At 66.3% G+C, this 13,891-nt stretch carries 14 protein-coding genes and 1 pseudogene; 6 read left to right on the forward strand and 9 right to left on the reverse strand.

The features are described from left to right. Window positions 1–16: 16 nt before the first annotated feature. The 9 genes and pseudogenes from QGN30_RS06700 to QGN30_RS06740 all read right to left on the reverse strand — a co-directional run bounded on the left by QGN30_RS06700 (window position 17) and on the right by QGN30_RS06740 (window position 10,528). Window positions 17–1,183, reverse strand: a complete 1,167-nt coding sequence (locus QGN30_RS06700) for an acyltransferase family protein (RefSeq protein ID WP_020823552.1) — start codon at window positions 1,181–1,183, stop codon at window positions 17–19. Between the two features lie 95 nt (window positions 1,184–1,278). Then, the gene (locus tag QGN30_RS06705) at window positions 1,279–2,415 is read right to left on the reverse strand and encodes an acyltransferase family protein (protein WP_042792107.1); all 1,137 of its coding nucleotides are present in this window, start codon (window positions 2,413–2,415) and stop codon (window positions 1,279–1,281) included. Between the two features lie 144 nt (window positions 2,416–2,559). After that, a complete protein-coding gene (locus tag QGN30_RS06710; RefSeq protein WP_020823550.1) occupies window positions 2,560–3,684 on the reverse strand; it encodes an acyltransferase family protein in 1,125 nt (374 codons plus the stop codon). Window positions 3,685–3,924: 240 nt separating this feature from the next. Continuing rightward, complete coding sequence (gene rfbC / locus QGN30_RS06715; RefSeq protein WP_026071199.1) at window positions 3,925–4,542, reverse strand: dTDP-4-dehydrorhamnose 3,5-epimerase; 618 nt, start codon at window positions 4,540–4,542, stop codon at window positions 3,925–3,927. A gap of 1 nt (window position 4,543) precedes the next feature. Then, window positions 4,544–5,539 (reverse strand): dTDP-glucose 4,6-dehydratase, encoded by a 996-nt coding sequence (gene rfbB, locus QGN30_RS06720; RefSeq protein ID WP_008260499.1) that lies wholly within the window; start codon window positions 5,537–5,539, stop codon window positions 4,544–4,546. A 27-nt stretch (window positions 5,540–5,566) separates the two neighbouring features. Continuing rightward, window positions 5,567–6,432, reverse strand: a pseudogene (locus QGN30_RS06725) (LLM class F420-dependent oxidoreductase). 20 nt (window positions 6,433–6,452) lie between these two features. After that, complete coding sequence (locus QGN30_RS06730; RefSeq protein ID WP_038537527.1) at window positions 6,453–7,301, reverse strand: LLM class F420-dependent oxidoreductase; 849 nt, start codon at window positions 7,299–7,301, stop codon at window positions 6,453–6,455. 39 nt (window positions 7,302–7,340) lie between these two features. Next, window positions 7,341–8,867 carry an ATP-binding protein gene (locus QGN30_RS06735; RefSeq protein ID WP_009952902.1) on the reverse strand — a complete coding sequence of 509 codons (1,527 nt, stop codon included), beginning with the start codon at window positions 8,865–8,867 and terminating at the stop codon, window positions 7,341–7,343. After that, window positions 8,864–10,528, reverse strand: a complete 1,665-nt coding sequence (locus QGN30_RS06740; RefSeq protein WP_009952904.1) for an FAD-dependent oxidoreductase — start codon at window positions 10,526–10,528, stop codon at window positions 8,864–8,866. The genes QGN30_RS06735 and QGN30_RS06740 overlap by 4 nt, the downstream gene beginning before the upstream one ends. A 253-nt stretch (window positions 10,529–10,781) precedes the next feature. On the opposite strand from QGN30_RS06740, the gene infA reads away from it, so the two are divergent. The 6 genes from infA to QGN30_RS06770 all read left to right on the forward strand — a co-directional run bounded on the left by infA (window position 10,782) and on the right by QGN30_RS06770 (window position 13,859). Beyond that, window positions 10,782–11,003 (forward strand): translation initiation factor IF-1, encoded by a 222-nt coding sequence (gene infA, locus QGN30_RS06745; protein WP_003418601.1) that lies wholly within the window; start codon window positions 10,782–10,784, stop codon window positions 11,001–11,003. A gap of 51 nt (window positions 11,004–11,054) precedes the next feature. Next, entirely contained in the window at window positions 11,055–11,168 is a 114-nt protein-coding gene (gene rpmJ / locus QGN30_RS06750) for a 50S ribosomal protein L36 (RefSeq protein ID WP_003879483.1), read from the forward strand. 158 nt (window positions 11,169–11,326) lie between these two features. After that, window positions 11,327–11,701, forward strand: coding sequence for a 30S ribosomal protein S13 (gene rpsM, locus QGN30_RS06755; RefSeq protein WP_008260257.1), 375 nt, complete (start codon window positions 11,327–11,329; stop codon window positions 11,699–11,701). A 6-nt stretch (window positions 11,702–11,707) separates the two neighbouring features. Continuing rightward, complete coding sequence (gene rpsK / locus QGN30_RS06760; RefSeq protein ID WP_008260256.1) at window positions 11,708–12,124, forward strand: 30S ribosomal protein S11; 417 nt, start codon at window positions 11,708–11,710, stop codon at window positions 12,122–12,124. A 9-nt stretch (window positions 12,125–12,133) separates the two neighbouring features. Next, complete coding sequence (gene rpsD, locus QGN30_RS06765; protein WP_009952905.1) at window positions 12,134–12,739, forward strand: 30S ribosomal protein S4; 606 nt, start codon at window positions 12,134–12,136, stop codon at window positions 12,737–12,739. 76 nt (window positions 12,740–12,815) lie between these two features. Beyond that, on the forward strand, window positions 12,816–13,859 hold the full coding sequence (locus QGN30_RS06770) for a DNA-directed RNA polymerase subunit alpha (protein ID WP_008260253.1): 1,044 nt from the start codon (window positions 12,816–12,818) through the stop codon (window positions 13,857–13,859). Window positions 13,860–13,891 lie beyond the last annotated feature (32 nt).

Here is a 13,891-nt window from a genome sequence, read left to right on the forward strand (position 1 = left end):
AGCGGGCCGAACCCGGCTAGGCGGCGCCGGTGCCGTTCGGGGCCGGCCGGTCGGCCGTCGCATCGGCCGTGGCAGCGGGACGTTCTGTGTCGGTCTCTGCCACCCTGGGGTCCGTTTCGGCCGCGGCGGGCCCGGACCACCTCTTTTTGAGTCGGCGTTTGAGAGACATCGCAGGCTTTTCGATGACGAACCAGCTCAGCGCGGCCAGCGGAAGGGTGCACAGTGTGGCCACTATCGAGAACACGTTCGGATTCAGAACGCCAACCCCACAGATCACCAGCAACTGTTGAGTTGGGAACGCGTAGATGTACACGCCATAAGAGAGATCCGTACGTAACCTCAAGCGCTTGTTTCGGATGAGGGCGCCCGAGACGATGATCGCGTACGCAAGCGGTATGCCGCCGAGCCTGCGGTAATCCGGCAGTACGGTCCCGCCCAGCAGGACGACTGCGACACTCGCCCCGACGAGCCACCACCGCGCCGGAATGACGTCTCGCCACTGGTAGAGGAGCGCTCCCGCCGCGAACATGATGGCGAAGCGGGCGCTGGCGGCGGCAAATTGGAGCGTGAATTCCGCCTGCAGTTTGAAGGGCGGCACCAACGCTGCGCAGATTACCGCTGTCACCAGGATCGTGGGCGAGACCCAGCGGCGATTGGCGAGCCCGGCCACCCCGAGGCCGGCAACGACGAAGTAGCAGGCGATCTCGAACATAAGCGTCCACAGCGAACTGTTCCACGTTCCCGGATAAGGGATCCCAGTTGGTGTTCCGCCGACGTCGACCTTGAGCGTCGCCACCGCGATGTTCATCAAGACGTACTGGAAGGGCGCGGCTGAGAAGAGGAGCTTCAGCGCTGCGCCACCCTGAATTGCCACACCGACGGGAGCGATGATGAAGGCCGTGACGATCAGGCACACGTAGTACCCGGGCAGGATGCGAAGAGCTCGCGCCGTCAGGTATTCCCGCAGGTGCGGTTGGCGCAGCCAACTGGCGGTGATGAGGAATCCCGAGACCGCAAAGAACCCGTCGACCCCTCCGGCGCCAAGCAGATGTCCGACGATCCCGGTCGGCGACGGGCGGCCCGTGACAGTAAACGAGTGCCCGAGGATCACCGAAATCGCCAGCACCAACCGCCATGCGTTGAGTGCGTTATCGCGCGTATCGAATGCCTGCCCGAGCTTCATAGACCTCCACCCGTTGCCCCCAGCTGTCGGCGGCAGTCTATGTCACTCTGCCGGGACGACTGGCGTTTTCAGCTGTTTTTGAACGTCATTGGGAGCTAGGCGGTTTCGCTCAAACCCGGACCGGGCCGGTCGCCAATGACGTCGGCTTTGCTGGCGGGGGGCGGCTCCTCGGAGCTGGAGGTTACGGGGGCGGACCACCTCTGTTTGAGCCGGCGTTTGAGCGACATCGAGGGTTTTTCGACGAGGAACCAGCTTGCAGCGGCCAGCGGCAAGCTGGCCGCGACGGCGACGAGGAAGAACACCGCGGGATGGAGGCGAGTCGCGAGCCCGCAGACGGCCAGCAACTGCTGGGTCGGGAATGCATAGATGTACAGGCCGTAGGACAGATCCGTACGCAGTCTCAACCGGTCGTTCTTCAGTAGGGCACCCGACACGATGACTGCGTAGGCCAGGGGCAGGGCACCAACGACCCGGTAGTCGGGCAGGAACCCGGCGCCCGCCACGATCACGAGACTGATGGCGACGAGTGACCAGCGGGCTGGGATCAGGTCTCGCCACTGGTACATGACCGCGCCCGCCGAAAACATGATGGCTGCGCGCACCGCGAGCTGCGGGATGGTCCACACGCCCGGAAATGTCAGCGGCGGAAGTATCAGCGCCAGACCCGTAGCCAGGGCCAGGATCACGGCAGAAATCCACCGGCGATTAGCCAATCCGGCTACGCCGATCACGGCGACGGCGAGGTAGCACAGCAGTTCCCAGATCAACGACCACAGCGAGCCGTTCCAGGTCGGTCCGCCCGGCACGAAGCGCGGGGTGCCGCCGACATCGACCTGCAAGTAGGCGACAGCGGCGTTTTTCACGACGTACTCGAGTGGCGCGGTGGACCCGAGCAGCTTGGCGGCCGAGCCGCCCTGGATGGCCACGCTGAGCGGGGCAAAAACGAACGCGGTCGCGATCAGGCAGATGTAGAAGCCAGGAAGGATACGAAGCGCGCGGGCCGCAAGGTAGTCGCGCAGGCGCGAATCACTGATCCAACTCCTGGTGATGAGGAAGCCGGAGATCGCGAAAAATCCGTCAACACCCACCGAGAAGAAAAGCTGCAGGGTAGATTTCGGCGGCATGTGGCCGGTGATCGGCCAGGAATGGAACAGCATCACCTCGGCCGCCAGCGCCAATCTCAGTGCGTTCAGCGCGTTTTTGCGCGGATCGAATACCTGCCCGAGTTTCATCGGCCTCCGTCCACGTGTACGCCGCGCTCCCTCGGGCGCCATCGTATCGGTCGGACGACATAGGCGGGCTCGGTCGGGCGACAACGACCAAAACGACGTGCCGGTGGACCGGTGACCTAACGTCGATACAGGCCGTGACAGGTGCTAAGCAGCACCCGAGACCTCTGGTGGCAATGCGACCGGCGCTTGCGACCGGGAGGCCAAAGGTTTCCCTTTGAAACGCGACTTCAGGGACCTGGCCGGTTTCTCAACGAGGAACCAGCTTGCCGCCGCCAGCGGCAGGGTCGCTACCGCGACGGTGAGGCAGAACACGATGGGGGTGAGGCTGATCAACCCGAGGACGAGCAGCAACTGCTGGATCGGGAAGGCGTAGATGTACATGCCGTAGGACAGGTCGGTGCGCAATCTCAACCGCTTGCTTTGCAGCAGGGAGCCCGAGACGACGACGGCATAGGCGAGCGGGATGGCGGCGACAACCCTGTAGTCCGGCAGCTGGCCGGCCGCCAGCACGATGACCACGCTCACCGCGACCAGCGACCAGCGAGCGGGAATCACGTCCCGCCATTGATACAAGAACGCTCCAGCCGCAAACATGATGGCGGCGCGGCACGCCATGAAGATGAGAGTGGTCGCTATGTTGCCCTCGGGGTGATGGAACACGTCGGGGAACCGGACGGGCGGCATGAGTGACGCGCCGATCGCCGCCACCACCAAAATCGTCAACGAAACCCATCGGCGATTGGCGAGCCCGGCCACGCCGATGACGGCGACGACGATATAGCACATCACTTCCCAGAAGAGCGACCACAGGGAAGCGTTCCAGATGCCGGCATTGGGGATCCCGTGCGGAGTGCCTCCGACATCGAATTTGAGCCACATCACGGCGATGTTCTTCAGCACGTACTCGAACGGAGCGAACGAGAAGAGCAGCCTTGCCGCCGAGCCGCCCTGGATCGCCACGCTCAATGGGGCGAAGACGAACGCGGTCACGATCATGCAGACGTAGAAGCCGGGCAGGATGCGAAGGGCGCGAGCGGCGAGATACTCGCGCAGCCGAGGGTTGCTGATCCAACTCGCGGTGATGAGGAATCCCGAAATCGCGAAGAATCCGTCGACGCCGACGCAGAGCAGCAGTTGAAGAACCGCCCGCACCGAAGGGAGATGACCCCGGATCGGGTAGGTGTGCCAGAAAATGACCTCGCCCGCGAGCGCTAACCGCCATGCGTTCAGCGCATTGCGGCGCGGATCGAACACCTGCCCGAGTTTCATTGACGGTTCCCGCCATTTGAACAGGGCGTCATCGGCATCATCGGCGCAATCCTAGCGCCACCGAATCCTGAATTGGGCCGGTTTACGGTACTGGTCCAATTCGGCGCCCGCAATGGGAACGTTAATAGATATGCGTCTAATAGGCAGCTCAGGCGGTGCAAATGATTTTGCGCGCCGCGCGCGTCAACAATGGTGCGGGATAACGCACATCGCCTCAGATGGGCATGCCGATCGCCCGCGTCAATTCGCGGGCTTTGCCCGCAAACCCTCGACGAACGCGTTCGTCTCCTCCCACGTGGGGAGCAGGCCGGAGGCGCGTACGTCGTCGAGGCTGGGGGCCGCCGCGTCGCGGTCGGACAGGGTGGGCGGCGCGCCGTCCACCAGCGGCCAATCGATCCCCAGCGCCGGATCGGTTGCGCAAATGGTGTGTTCGCGTTGCGGGTTGTATTCCGCCGAGCACAAGTACATCACCGTCGAATTGTCTTGCAGCGCCAGGAAACCGTGTCCGAGGCCCTCGGAGATGTAGATCGTCCTGTGCTCGGTGTCGTCGAGCAGCACCGAGTCCCACTGACCGAATGTCGGTGAGCCCACCCGGATGTCGACGACGACGTCGAATACCGCCCCGCGCACGCAGGTCACGTACTTGGCCTGGCTCGGCGGTACCTGGGCGAAGTGCAGGCCGCGCAGCACGCCGGCCGATGACACCGAGCAATTGGCCTGCCGAACATCCAACCGGTGACCGGCGAAGGACCTGAATCCCTTGTCGGTCAGCCATTCGAAGAAATGGCCCCGCGAATCGCCATGAACGGCGGGGGTGATCTCCCAGGCGCCGGGAACTTTCAGCTCGCGAACTTCCACGTCACTGCCCACGTTCTTCGTAGCGGGCTTCGGAGGCGTCCTTCAACGGGCGCCACCATGATTCGTTCGCGCGGTACCAGTCGATGGTCTCACGCAGCCCCTCCTCGAAGTCGGTATGCTTTGGCGCCCAACACAATTCGTCGTACAGCGTCGATGGGTCGATCGCGTAGCGCAGGTCGTGGCCGGCGCGATCGGTGACATGGTCGAAGTCGTCGGGTTCGCGGCCCATCATCTGCAGCAGCGTCCGCAACACGGTCAGGTTGTCGCGCTCGCCCTCGGAGCTGATCAAATACGTCCGGCCGATCTCGCCCTTCTCCAGGATGCGCCGCACCGCGCTGTTGTGGTCGTCGACGTGGATCCAGTCCCGGACGTTGGCGCCGGCACCGTAGAGCTTGGGTCGCCGCCCGGTGAGCACGTTGGTGATCTGTCGCGGGATGAACTTCTCGACGTGCTGATACGGCCCGTAGTTGTTGGAGCAGTTCGAGATCGTCGCGCGCACCCCGTACGAGCGCACCCAGGCCCGCACCAGCATGTCGGCGGCGGCCTTGGTTGCCGAATAGGGGCTGGACGGGTTGTACGGCGTCGCCTCGGTGAACCGCTGGGGGTCGTCGAGCTCCAGGTCGCCGTAGACCTCGTCGGTCGAGATGTGGTGCAGCCGCACACCGTAACGCCGCACCGCTTCGAGGATGGTGAAGGTGCCGACCACGTTGGTGTGCAGGAACGGCTCGGGGCCCTCCAGCGCATTATCGACGTGGCTCTCCGCGGCGAAGTGCACCACGGCGTCGGATTCGGCGACCAGCCGCGACACCAGTTCGGCATCGGTGATGTCGCCGACCACCAGCTCGATGGCGTCCTCGACGCCGGCCAGTGACTCGCGCCGGCCCGCATAGGTCAGGGCGTCGAGCACGGTCACGGAGTCCTCGGGGTGCTCGCGAACGGTGCTGTGCACGAAATTGGCGCCGATGAAACCAGCGCCGCCGGTGACCAGTAACCGCATGCCCCAAACCCTAACCGAGCCGATGGGTCAGTTTGCGGCAGTTAGCCCCAGAGCGCCGGCCAATTCGGTCAGCGCAGGTAGCAGGGTTTCTTCGGAATAGCCGCCCAGCACCTGGATGGCCACGTGGTCGGCTCCGGCGTCCAGGTGCTCGCGCAGCCGGCCCGCGATCGCCTCCGGGGTGCCGTGGGCGACCACCGCGTCGATCAGCCGGTCGCTGCCGGGCGTGCGCACGTCGGCTTCGGTGAACCCCAGCCGCAGCCAATTGTTCACGTAGTTGCTCAGGCCCAGATAATGCTCGACGGTCTGGCGGCCGATCTCGCGGGCCTGTGTGGCGTCCGTGCTCAGCACCACCTTGTGCTCGGGCGCCAAATACACTGCCCCGCCCAGCAACTCGCGCGCCTTGGCCGTGTGTTCCGGGGTGGTCAGGTAGGGATGTGCGCCGGCGCTGCGTCGCGCGGCGAGCCGCAGCACCCGCGGCCCGAGCGCGGCGACCACCCGGCGGCTGGTCGGCACCAGCGCCGCGTCGAGTTCGTCGAGGTAGGAGACCAGGGGTCGTACGGCTTGACGTACTCCTGGGTGTGCTCGGGGTGGCCGACCCCGACGCCGAGCAAAAACCTTCCCGGGTGGTGAGTTTCGATGCGGCGGAACGACTCGGCGACGGCCGCGGCGGGCGCCGACCAGATGTTGACGATTCCGGTGGCCAGCTGCAGCGACGTGGTGCGCGCCAGGGCCGGTTCGACCCAGGACAACTCGGCGTCCGGCGAGCCGCCGATCCAGGCGGCGCCGTAGCCCAGCGATTCGATCCCCGCCGCCAACTCGGGTTCGATGGATCGCGTCGGCAGCCACACGCCGAACTGGCCCAGGTCGGGCTTGAGCGAAACTCCCTCGGTCATCCAGCTCCCCCTGCCGGTCGTCAGGACGGATTCAGTCCCAGTGGCCCCGCCAGTTCGGCCAGCGCCGAGACCAGGTTTTCATCCTTGGTCAGGACCTGCACCGGGACGTGATCGGCGCCGGCCTCGAGGTGCTCGGTGAGCCGCGCCGCGATCTGGTCCACGGTGCCATAGGCCACCACCGCGTCGACCAGCCGGTCGCTGCCCGGCCGGGCGACCTCGTCCTCGCCGAAACCCAGCCGCTTCCAGTTGTTTCGGTAGTTGGCGAGATTGAAATAGACGTCGAGCGCCTTACGGCCGACCGCCCGCGCCTTCTCGGCGTCGGTGGTCAGGATCGCCTTGTGCTCGGGGGCCAGGAACGCCGACGGGCCGATGATCTCGCGGGCCCGCGCGGTGTGTTCCGGCGTGGTCAGGTAGGGGTGTGCCCCGGCGGAGCGCTCCGCGGACAGCTTGAGCACGCGCGGCCCGAGCGCGGCGACGACCCGGCGGTTCGCGGGCACCCCGTAGTCGTCGAGCTGCTTCAGGTAGTCCACCAGGGCGTCGTAGGGCTTGCGGTATTCAGTGTGAGCCTCGGGATGGCCGACGCCGATGCCGAGCAGGAAGCGGCCCGGGTACGCCTTGTCTATGCGGTCGAAGGACTCGGCGACCGGCTTGGCGGCCGCGGTCCAGATGTTGACGATGCCGGTGCCCACCTGCAGCGTCGTCGTGGCTTCCAGGAGGGGTTCGACCCAGGACAGCTCGGCGGGAGGCGACCCGCCGACCCAGACGGCCCCGTAGCCCAGCGCCTCGATGTCCTTGGCCTGCTGGGGTGTGACGCCGCGTCCGAACGATCCGAACCGGCCGAGATCGGGCTTGCTTGCTGCATCGGTCATGGTCTTCCCAACCGGGCGCGGTGCGGCCCTATTCCAGTCCTATTCCGGGGTCGTGACGTTTTCTTCCGGGCCGTCGAGTTCGGGGGCGACGTCGGCGGCGGGCGGTTGCAGTGGCAGCAGCACGATGAATCGAGTGTCGCCGGGCGCCGATTCCACCCGCAGGTCCCCGCGATGCTTCTTGACCACGATGTTGAACGCCAGATCCAGGCCCAGACCGGTACCCTCGCCGAACGGCTTGGTGGTGAAGAACGGCTCGAAGATGTGCTCGCGCACGTCCTCGGGTATGCCCGGGCCGGTGTCGCAGATCTCGACGCGGGCCATGTGCTCGCCTTCCCGGCAGGTGCGGATGGTCAGCGTGCCGCCGGTATCGCGCATCGCGGCGATCGCGTTGTCGATGATGTTGGTCCACACTTGATTGAGATCACCCGGATAGCAAGGGATTTCGGGAAGCGACTGGTCGAAGTCCTTGACCACGGCGATGGCGTGCGAGTTTTTTCCGCCGTCCTTGGTCAGCCGGTCGGCGAACATCACCAGCGTGCTGCGCAGCAGTTCGTGCACGTTGGTCACCTGGAACGGCGCCCGATCCAGCTGCGAATACTGTTTGGCGTCGGCGACCAGGGCCGAAATCCGTTTGCTCGCTTCGAGGATCTGGTTCATCAGCAGTTCGCTCTCGATGGTGTAGTTGATCCACCGGATCGCCTGCTCCGCCGATGTCGACGCGAGCTCCTCGCTGACCGCGGAAATCCGCTCCAGCCAATCGGTGTCGATGCCGCCCTCGACGAACGTCGGCGCGATGTCCCAGCCGCCGTCGATGCCGTGGGCTTCCAGCCAGTCGCCGACGGCGTCCTCGCGGTCGGCGGTCTCCATCGCGCTCAGATGCTGCGAGGCGGACTTCGCGACCTGCTCGGCGACCCTCTCCTGCAGCCGGACCAAGGCGCTGAGCGCTTCGGGGGAGACGGTGCCGTCGGCGAGCATCGCCAGCTTGTGCCGCATGCTGGCCACCCGTTCGCGCAGATCCGACGCGGCCCGCGAGATCGCCGCGGCCGGGTTGTTGAGCTGGTGGGTCAGCCCGGCCGACAGCCGGCCCAGCGCCAGCAGCTTCTCCCGGTTGTCGATGATGCGGCGGGTCCGGTCGGTGCCGACGGCGATGCCGTCGAGCAGGTGGACGGCCATCGGGAACTGGTCGCGCATGAATTGGGCGAACACCGGGGCGTCCATCACGAAGAACCGCGACGGCCGGGTCACGTGCACCGAGGCGTCGTAGCTCTTCTGCTTGCCGCCGGTGAACGCCCGCCAGGCCCCGCAGTACACGCCGCGCTGCGAGGTGCGGTTGGTCTCGATGTCCTGGCCGCCGGAGAGCTTGGACATCATCAGCTCGCCCTCGATCAGCACGTAGAAGCAGGTCGCCGGTTCGCCTTCGACGCAGATCGGGCCCGGTTCGTAGGTTTCGATGTGGCCCGCCGCGCACAGCACCGCAAGCTGCTCGTCGGTGAGCGCCTCGAACAGAAACAGGCTGCGCAGCTCGTCGGGCTCGCACGGGACCTTGATCGATTCGGCGCCGGTCATGATTCGGCCAGGTAGCGGTGGACCAGCATCACGGCCATCGACCCTTCGCCGACGGCGGCCGCGACCCGCTTGGCCGACGTCGAGCGGACGTCGCCGGTGGCGAAGACCCCCGGCACGCTGGTTTCGAGCTGATGCGGCGGGCGGTCCAGCGTCCAGCCGCACACGTTGCGCAGGTCCGGGCCGGTCAGGATGAAACCGTGGTCGTCTCGGGCCAGCACCCCGTCCAGCCAGTCGGTGCGCGGGGCGGCCCCGATGAAGATGAACATCCGGCCGCAGGTGACGTCCTCGGTCTCGCCGGTCCGGTTGTTGACCAGGCTCAGCTGCTCGAGGTGGCCGTCGCCGGTGGCGCGCTGCACCTCGGTGCAGGTCAGCACGTTGATCTTGGGGTTGGCCTCGATCTGCTGGATCAGGTAGTAGGACATCGACGCCTCCAGGGAGGGGGCGCGCACCACGATGTTGACCGATTTGGCCGTGCGCGACAGGTACATGGCGGCCTGCCCGGCCGAGTTGGCCCCGCCGATCACGTAGACCTCTTCGTCTTCGCACTCCGCGGCGATGGAGACCGCCGCCCCGTAGTAGATGCCGCAGCCGGTCAGCTCGGCGCACCCTTCGGCGTCCAGCTGGCGGTAGGCGACGCCGGTGGCCAGGATGACCGCGTGCGCGTCGATCGAGCCGCCGTCGGCGAAGCGCACGGTGCGCTTGGACCCGTTCACCTCGAGGGCGGTCGCCTTGCGGGCGGTGATCAATTCGGCGCCGAACTTCTCGGCCTGGCGGCGGGCGCGGTCGGCCAGCTGGCCGCCCGAAACCCCGTCCGGGAAGCCCAGGTAGTTCTCGATGCGCGAGCTCTGCCCGGCCTGACCGCCCGTCGCGATGTGCTCGATGAGCACGGTGCGCAGGCCCTCGGAGGCGCCGTACACCGCGGCGGCCAGGCCCGCGGGCCCGCCGCCGACCACGATCAGGTCGTAGAACTCCTGCGACGGCGTGGTGGTCAGGCCCAGGGTCTCGGCCAGCTGCGTGTCCGTGGGTTCGACGAGGGTGTCGCCGCGCTGGGTGACCACCACCGGCAGCCGCAGGCCGTCCTCGCCCGCCGCGTTGAGCAGCCGCTCGCCGGCGGGCTCGTCGGCCATGAACCAGGTGTAGTAGAGGCCGTTGCGGGCCAGGAAGTCGCGCACCTGCCAGGACCGCGCCGACCAGCGGTGGCCGATCACCTTGGTGTGCGGGACGGGGTGCTCGGGGGCGGCCCGCCAGGCGTCCAGCAACCCGTCGATGACGGGGTAGAACTTCTCCTCGGGCGGGTCCCACGGCTTGAGCAGGTAGTGGTCCAGGTCGACGACGTTGATCGCGTCGATGGCGGCGTGCGTGTCGGCGTAGGCGGTCAGCAGCACGCGGCGCGCCGCCGGATACAGGTCCATCGCCTGCTCGAGGAACTCGATGCCGCTCATCTGCGGCATCCGGTAGTCGGCGATGAGCAGCGCGACCGTCTCGCCGCGCAGTTTGAGCTCCTTGAGGGTGCCCAGCGCGTCGGGCCCCGACTCCGCGCGCACGATCCGGTGGTCCTCGCCGTAATGACGACGCAGGTCGCGCGCGACCGCCCGCGAAACCGAGGGGTCGTCGTCGACGGTGAGCATGACGGGCTTGCGCTGGCTTGAGGGGTTGGTCATCGGCGTTAAGTATGCGCTCGTCAGCGGGCGTGTGGGAGGTCGAGCGGGCGGCCCGCCTTCCGCCGACAGCGATTTTGGTGGACGCCGATGACCAGGTATCGTGGAACGACGGTGCGGCATCCGCGCCGACTTTCGGTGTGTCCAGTCCTAGGAATTTCCTGTCACCGGCTCACGTTACAAGTCGGTGCGCCATGTCGCGCCGATCTGGGCGCAGACGCGAACGAGACTAAACGATGAGGATTGTTAACTAGTTATGGCCAAGAAAGACGGCGCCATCGAGGTCGAAGGCCGCGTGGTCGAGCCGCTGCCCAATGCGATGTTCCGCATTGAGCTGGAGAACGGTCACAAGGTGCTTGCCCACATCAGTGGCAAGATGCGGCAGCACTACATCCGCATCCTGCCCGAGGACCGGGTGGTGGTGGAGTTGTCTCCCTACGACCTGTCCCGGGGCCGCATCGTGTACCGGTACAAGTAACAAGCCCGATCAGAACAACCTACGAACGACACAGAACAGGATCGAACAGCCGTGAAGGTGAACCCGAGCGTCAAGCCAATCTGTGACAAGTGCAGGGTGATCCGTCGGCACGGGCGGGTCATGGTGATCTGCTCCGATCCGCGCCACAAGCAGCGCCAAGGCTGAGCCAGGCGCCCCGCGGTACCAACACAACTGAATGCAGACCTCCCAGCACCACTGAGCGAATACGTCGCTCATCCACGCCCGGACGGAGGCCGGGCCCCGGATAGATCGGGAACGGGCTGGGATCAGACCTCCGCCGAGAAAAAGAGGAAACGCCACCTATGGCTCGACTAGTAGGCGTCGATCTGCCGCGTGACAAGCGGATGGAGATCGCGCTGACGTACATCTTCGGCGTCGGCCGGACCCGTTCGAACGAGATTCTCGAAGCGACCGGGATCGACAAGAACCTGCGCACCAGGGACCTCACCGACGACCAGCTGACCCACCTGCGCGACTACATCGAAGCCAACCTGAAGGTGGAGGGTGACCTGCGCCGCGAGGTCCAGGCCGACATCCGCCGCAAGATCGAGATCGGCTGCTACCAGGGCCTGCGGCACCGCCGCGGCCTGCCGGTGCGCGGCCAGCGGACCAAGACCAACGCGCGCACCCGCAAGGGCCCCAAGCGCACCATCGCCGGCAAGAAGAAGGCCAGGTAACCCCCCATGCCACCAGCCAAGAAGGCAGCGTCCGCCCCCAAGAAGGGGCAGAAGACCCGTCGCCGGGAAAAGAAGAACGTCCCGCACGGCGCCGCCCACATCAAGAGCACGTTCAACAACACGATCGTGACGATCACCGACCCGCAGGGCAACGTCATCGCCTGGGCGTCGTCGGGTCACGTCGGGTTCAAGGGCTCGCGGAAGTCGACGCCGTTCGCCGCGCAGCTGGCCGCCGAGAACGCGGCCCGCAAGGCGCAGGAGCACGGCGTCAAGAAGGTCGACGTGTTCGTCAAGGGACCGGGCTCGGGCCGGGAGACCGCGATCCGGTCGCTGCAGGCCGCCGGACTGGAGGTCGGCGCGATCTCCGACGTCACCCCCCAGCCGCACAACGGCGTTCGCCCCCCGAAGCGCAGAAGGGTCTAGGAGATACTCATGGCTCGTTACACCGGACCCGTCACCCGCAAGTCGCGCCGGCTGCGCACCGACCTCGTCGGTGGCGACCAGGCGTTCGAGAAGCGCCCCTACCCGCCCGGCCAGCACGGCCGCGCGCGGATCAAGGAAAGCGAATACCTGCTGCAGCTGCAGGAGAAGCAGAAGGCCCGCTTCACCTACGGCGTGATGGAAAAGCAGTTCCGCCGCTACTACGAAGAGGCCGTGCGGCAGCCCGGCAAGACGGGTGAAGAGCTGCTGCGGATCCTGGAAAGCCGGCTCGACAACGTCGTCTACCGCGCCGGACTGGCGCGCACCCGCCGGATGGCACGCCAGCTGGTCAGCCACGGACACTTCAGCGTCAACGGCGTGCACGTCAACGTCCCCAGCTACCGGGTGTCGCAGTATGACATCATCGACGTGCGGGACTCCTCGCTGAACACCGTGCCGTTCCAGATCGCGCGGGAGACGGCGGGCGACCGGCCGATCCCGAGCTGGCTGCAGGTCGTGGGGGAGCGTCAGCGCATCCTCGTCCACCAGCTGCCCGAGCGGGCACAGATCGACGTCCCACTCACCGAGCAGCTCATCGTCGAGTTCTACTCGAAGTAAGTGACTTTCGGGCCGGCCGGCCCGAAAACCCAACGGCATCAAATAGCGGGTGCCGAGAAGGAGAAGAAGAAACACCATGCTGATCTCTCAGCGACCCACACTGTCGGAGGAAGTCCTCACCGACAACCGCTCCCAGTTCGTCATCGAGCCGCTGGAGCCCGGATTCGGTTACACCCTGGGCAATTCGCTGCGCCGGACGCTGCTGTCCTCGATTCCGGGTGCGGCCGTCACCAGCATCCGCATTGACGGCGTGCTGCACGAGTTCACCACCGTGCCCGGCGTCAAGGAAGACGTCACCGCGATCATCCTGAACCTCAAGAGCCTGGTGGTGTCCTCCGAGGAGGACGAGCCCGTCACGATGTACCTGCGCAAGCAGGGTCCGGGCGAGGTCACCGCGGGCGATATCGTGCCCCCCGCCGGTGTCACGGTGCACAACCCCGACCTGCACATCGCGACGCTGAACGACAAGGGCAAGCTCGAGGTCGAGCTGGTCGTCGAGCGGGGCCGTGGCTACGTGCCGGCCGTTCAGAACCGGGCTTCGGGCGCCGAAATCGGCCGCATCCCAGTCGATTCCATCTACTCGCCGGTGCTCAAGGTCACCTACAAGGTGGACGCCACCCGTGTCGAGCAGCGCACCGACTTCGACAAGCTGATCCTCGATGTCGAGACCAAGAGTTCGATCAACCCCCGCGATGCGCTGGCGTCCGCGGGCAAGACCCTGGTCGAATTGTTCGGTCTGGCACGCGAACTCAACGTCGAGGCCGAGGGCATCGAGATCGGGCCGTCGCCGGCGGAGGCCGACCACATCGCGTCGTTCGCGCTGCCGATCGACGACCTGGACCTGACGGTGCGGTCCTACAACTGCCTCAAGCGCGAGGGCGTGCACACCGTCGGCGAGCTGGTGTCGCGCACCGAGTCCGACCTGCTGGACATCCGCAACTTCGGTCAGAAGTCCATCGACGAGGTGAAGGTCAAGCTGCACCAGCTGGGCCTGTCGCTCAAGGACAGCCCGGCGAGCTTCGACCCCTCGCAGGTCGCGGGCTACGACGTCGCCACCGGCACCTGGTCCACCGAGGCCGCCTACGACGACCAGGACTACGCGGAAACCGAACAGCTCTAAAGGCCGTCCGGTGACGATGCGGCCGTGCAGCG

Origin of the sequence: Mycobacterium sp. 3-98 (genome assembly GCF_035918355.1) — a bacterium.
In the GTDB taxonomy this organism is placed as follows: domain Bacteria; phylum Actinomycetota; class Actinomycetes; order Mycobacteriales; family Mycobacteriaceae; genus Mycobacterium; species Mycobacterium intracellulare.

What these genes read in the sequence shown, in the direction of transcription:
- rpsM (WP_008260257.1), top strand. Translation starts at nt 11,327, where the DNA reads ATGGCTCGACTAGTAGGCGTCGATCTGCCGCGTGACAAGCGGATGGAG.
- rpsD (WP_009952905.1), top strand. Translation starts at nt 12,134, where the DNA reads ATGGCTCGTTACACCGGACCCGTCACCCGCAAGTCGCGCCGGCTGCGC.
- QGN30_RS06730 (WP_038537527.1), bottom strand. Translation starts at nt 7,301, where the DNA reads ATGACCGATGCAGCAAGCAAGCCCGATCTCGGCCGGTTCGGATCGTTC.
- QGN30_RS06700 (WP_020823552.1), bottom strand. Translation starts at nt 1,183, where the DNA reads ATGAAGCTCGGGCAGGCATTCGATACGCGCGATAACGCACTCAACGCA.
- rpsK (WP_008260256.1), top strand. Translation starts at nt 11,708, where the DNA reads ATGCCACCAGCCAAGAAGGCAGCGTCCGCCCCCAAGAAGGGGCAGAAG.
- infA (WP_003418601.1), top strand. Translation starts at nt 10,782, where the DNA reads ATGGCCAAGAAAGACGGCGCCATCGAGGTCGAAGGCCGCGTGGTCGAG.
- QGN30_RS06735 (WP_009952902.1), bottom strand. Translation starts at nt 8,867, where the DNA reads ATGACCGGCGCCGAATCGATCAAGGTCCCGTGCGAGCCCGACGAGCTG.
- QGN30_RS06740 (WP_009952904.1), bottom strand. Translation starts at nt 10,528, where the DNA reads ATGACCAACCCCTCAAGCCAGCGCAAGCCCGTCATGCTCACCGTCGAC.
- rfbB (WP_008260499.1), bottom strand. Translation starts at nt 5,539, where the DNA reads ATGCGGTTACTGGTCACCGGCGGCGCTGGTTTCATCGGCGCCAATTTC.
- QGN30_RS06770 (WP_008260253.1), top strand. Translation starts at nt 12,816, where the DNA reads ATGCTGATCTCTCAGCGACCCACACTGTCGGAGGAAGTCCTCACCGAC.
- QGN30_RS06705 (WP_042792107.1), bottom strand. Translation starts at nt 2,415, where the DNA reads ATGAAACTCGGGCAGGTATTCGATCCGCGCAAAAACGCGCTGAACGCA.
- QGN30_RS06710 (WP_020823550.1), bottom strand. Translation starts at nt 3,684, where the DNA reads ATGAAACTCGGGCAGGTGTTCGATCCGCGCCGCAATGCGCTGAACGCA.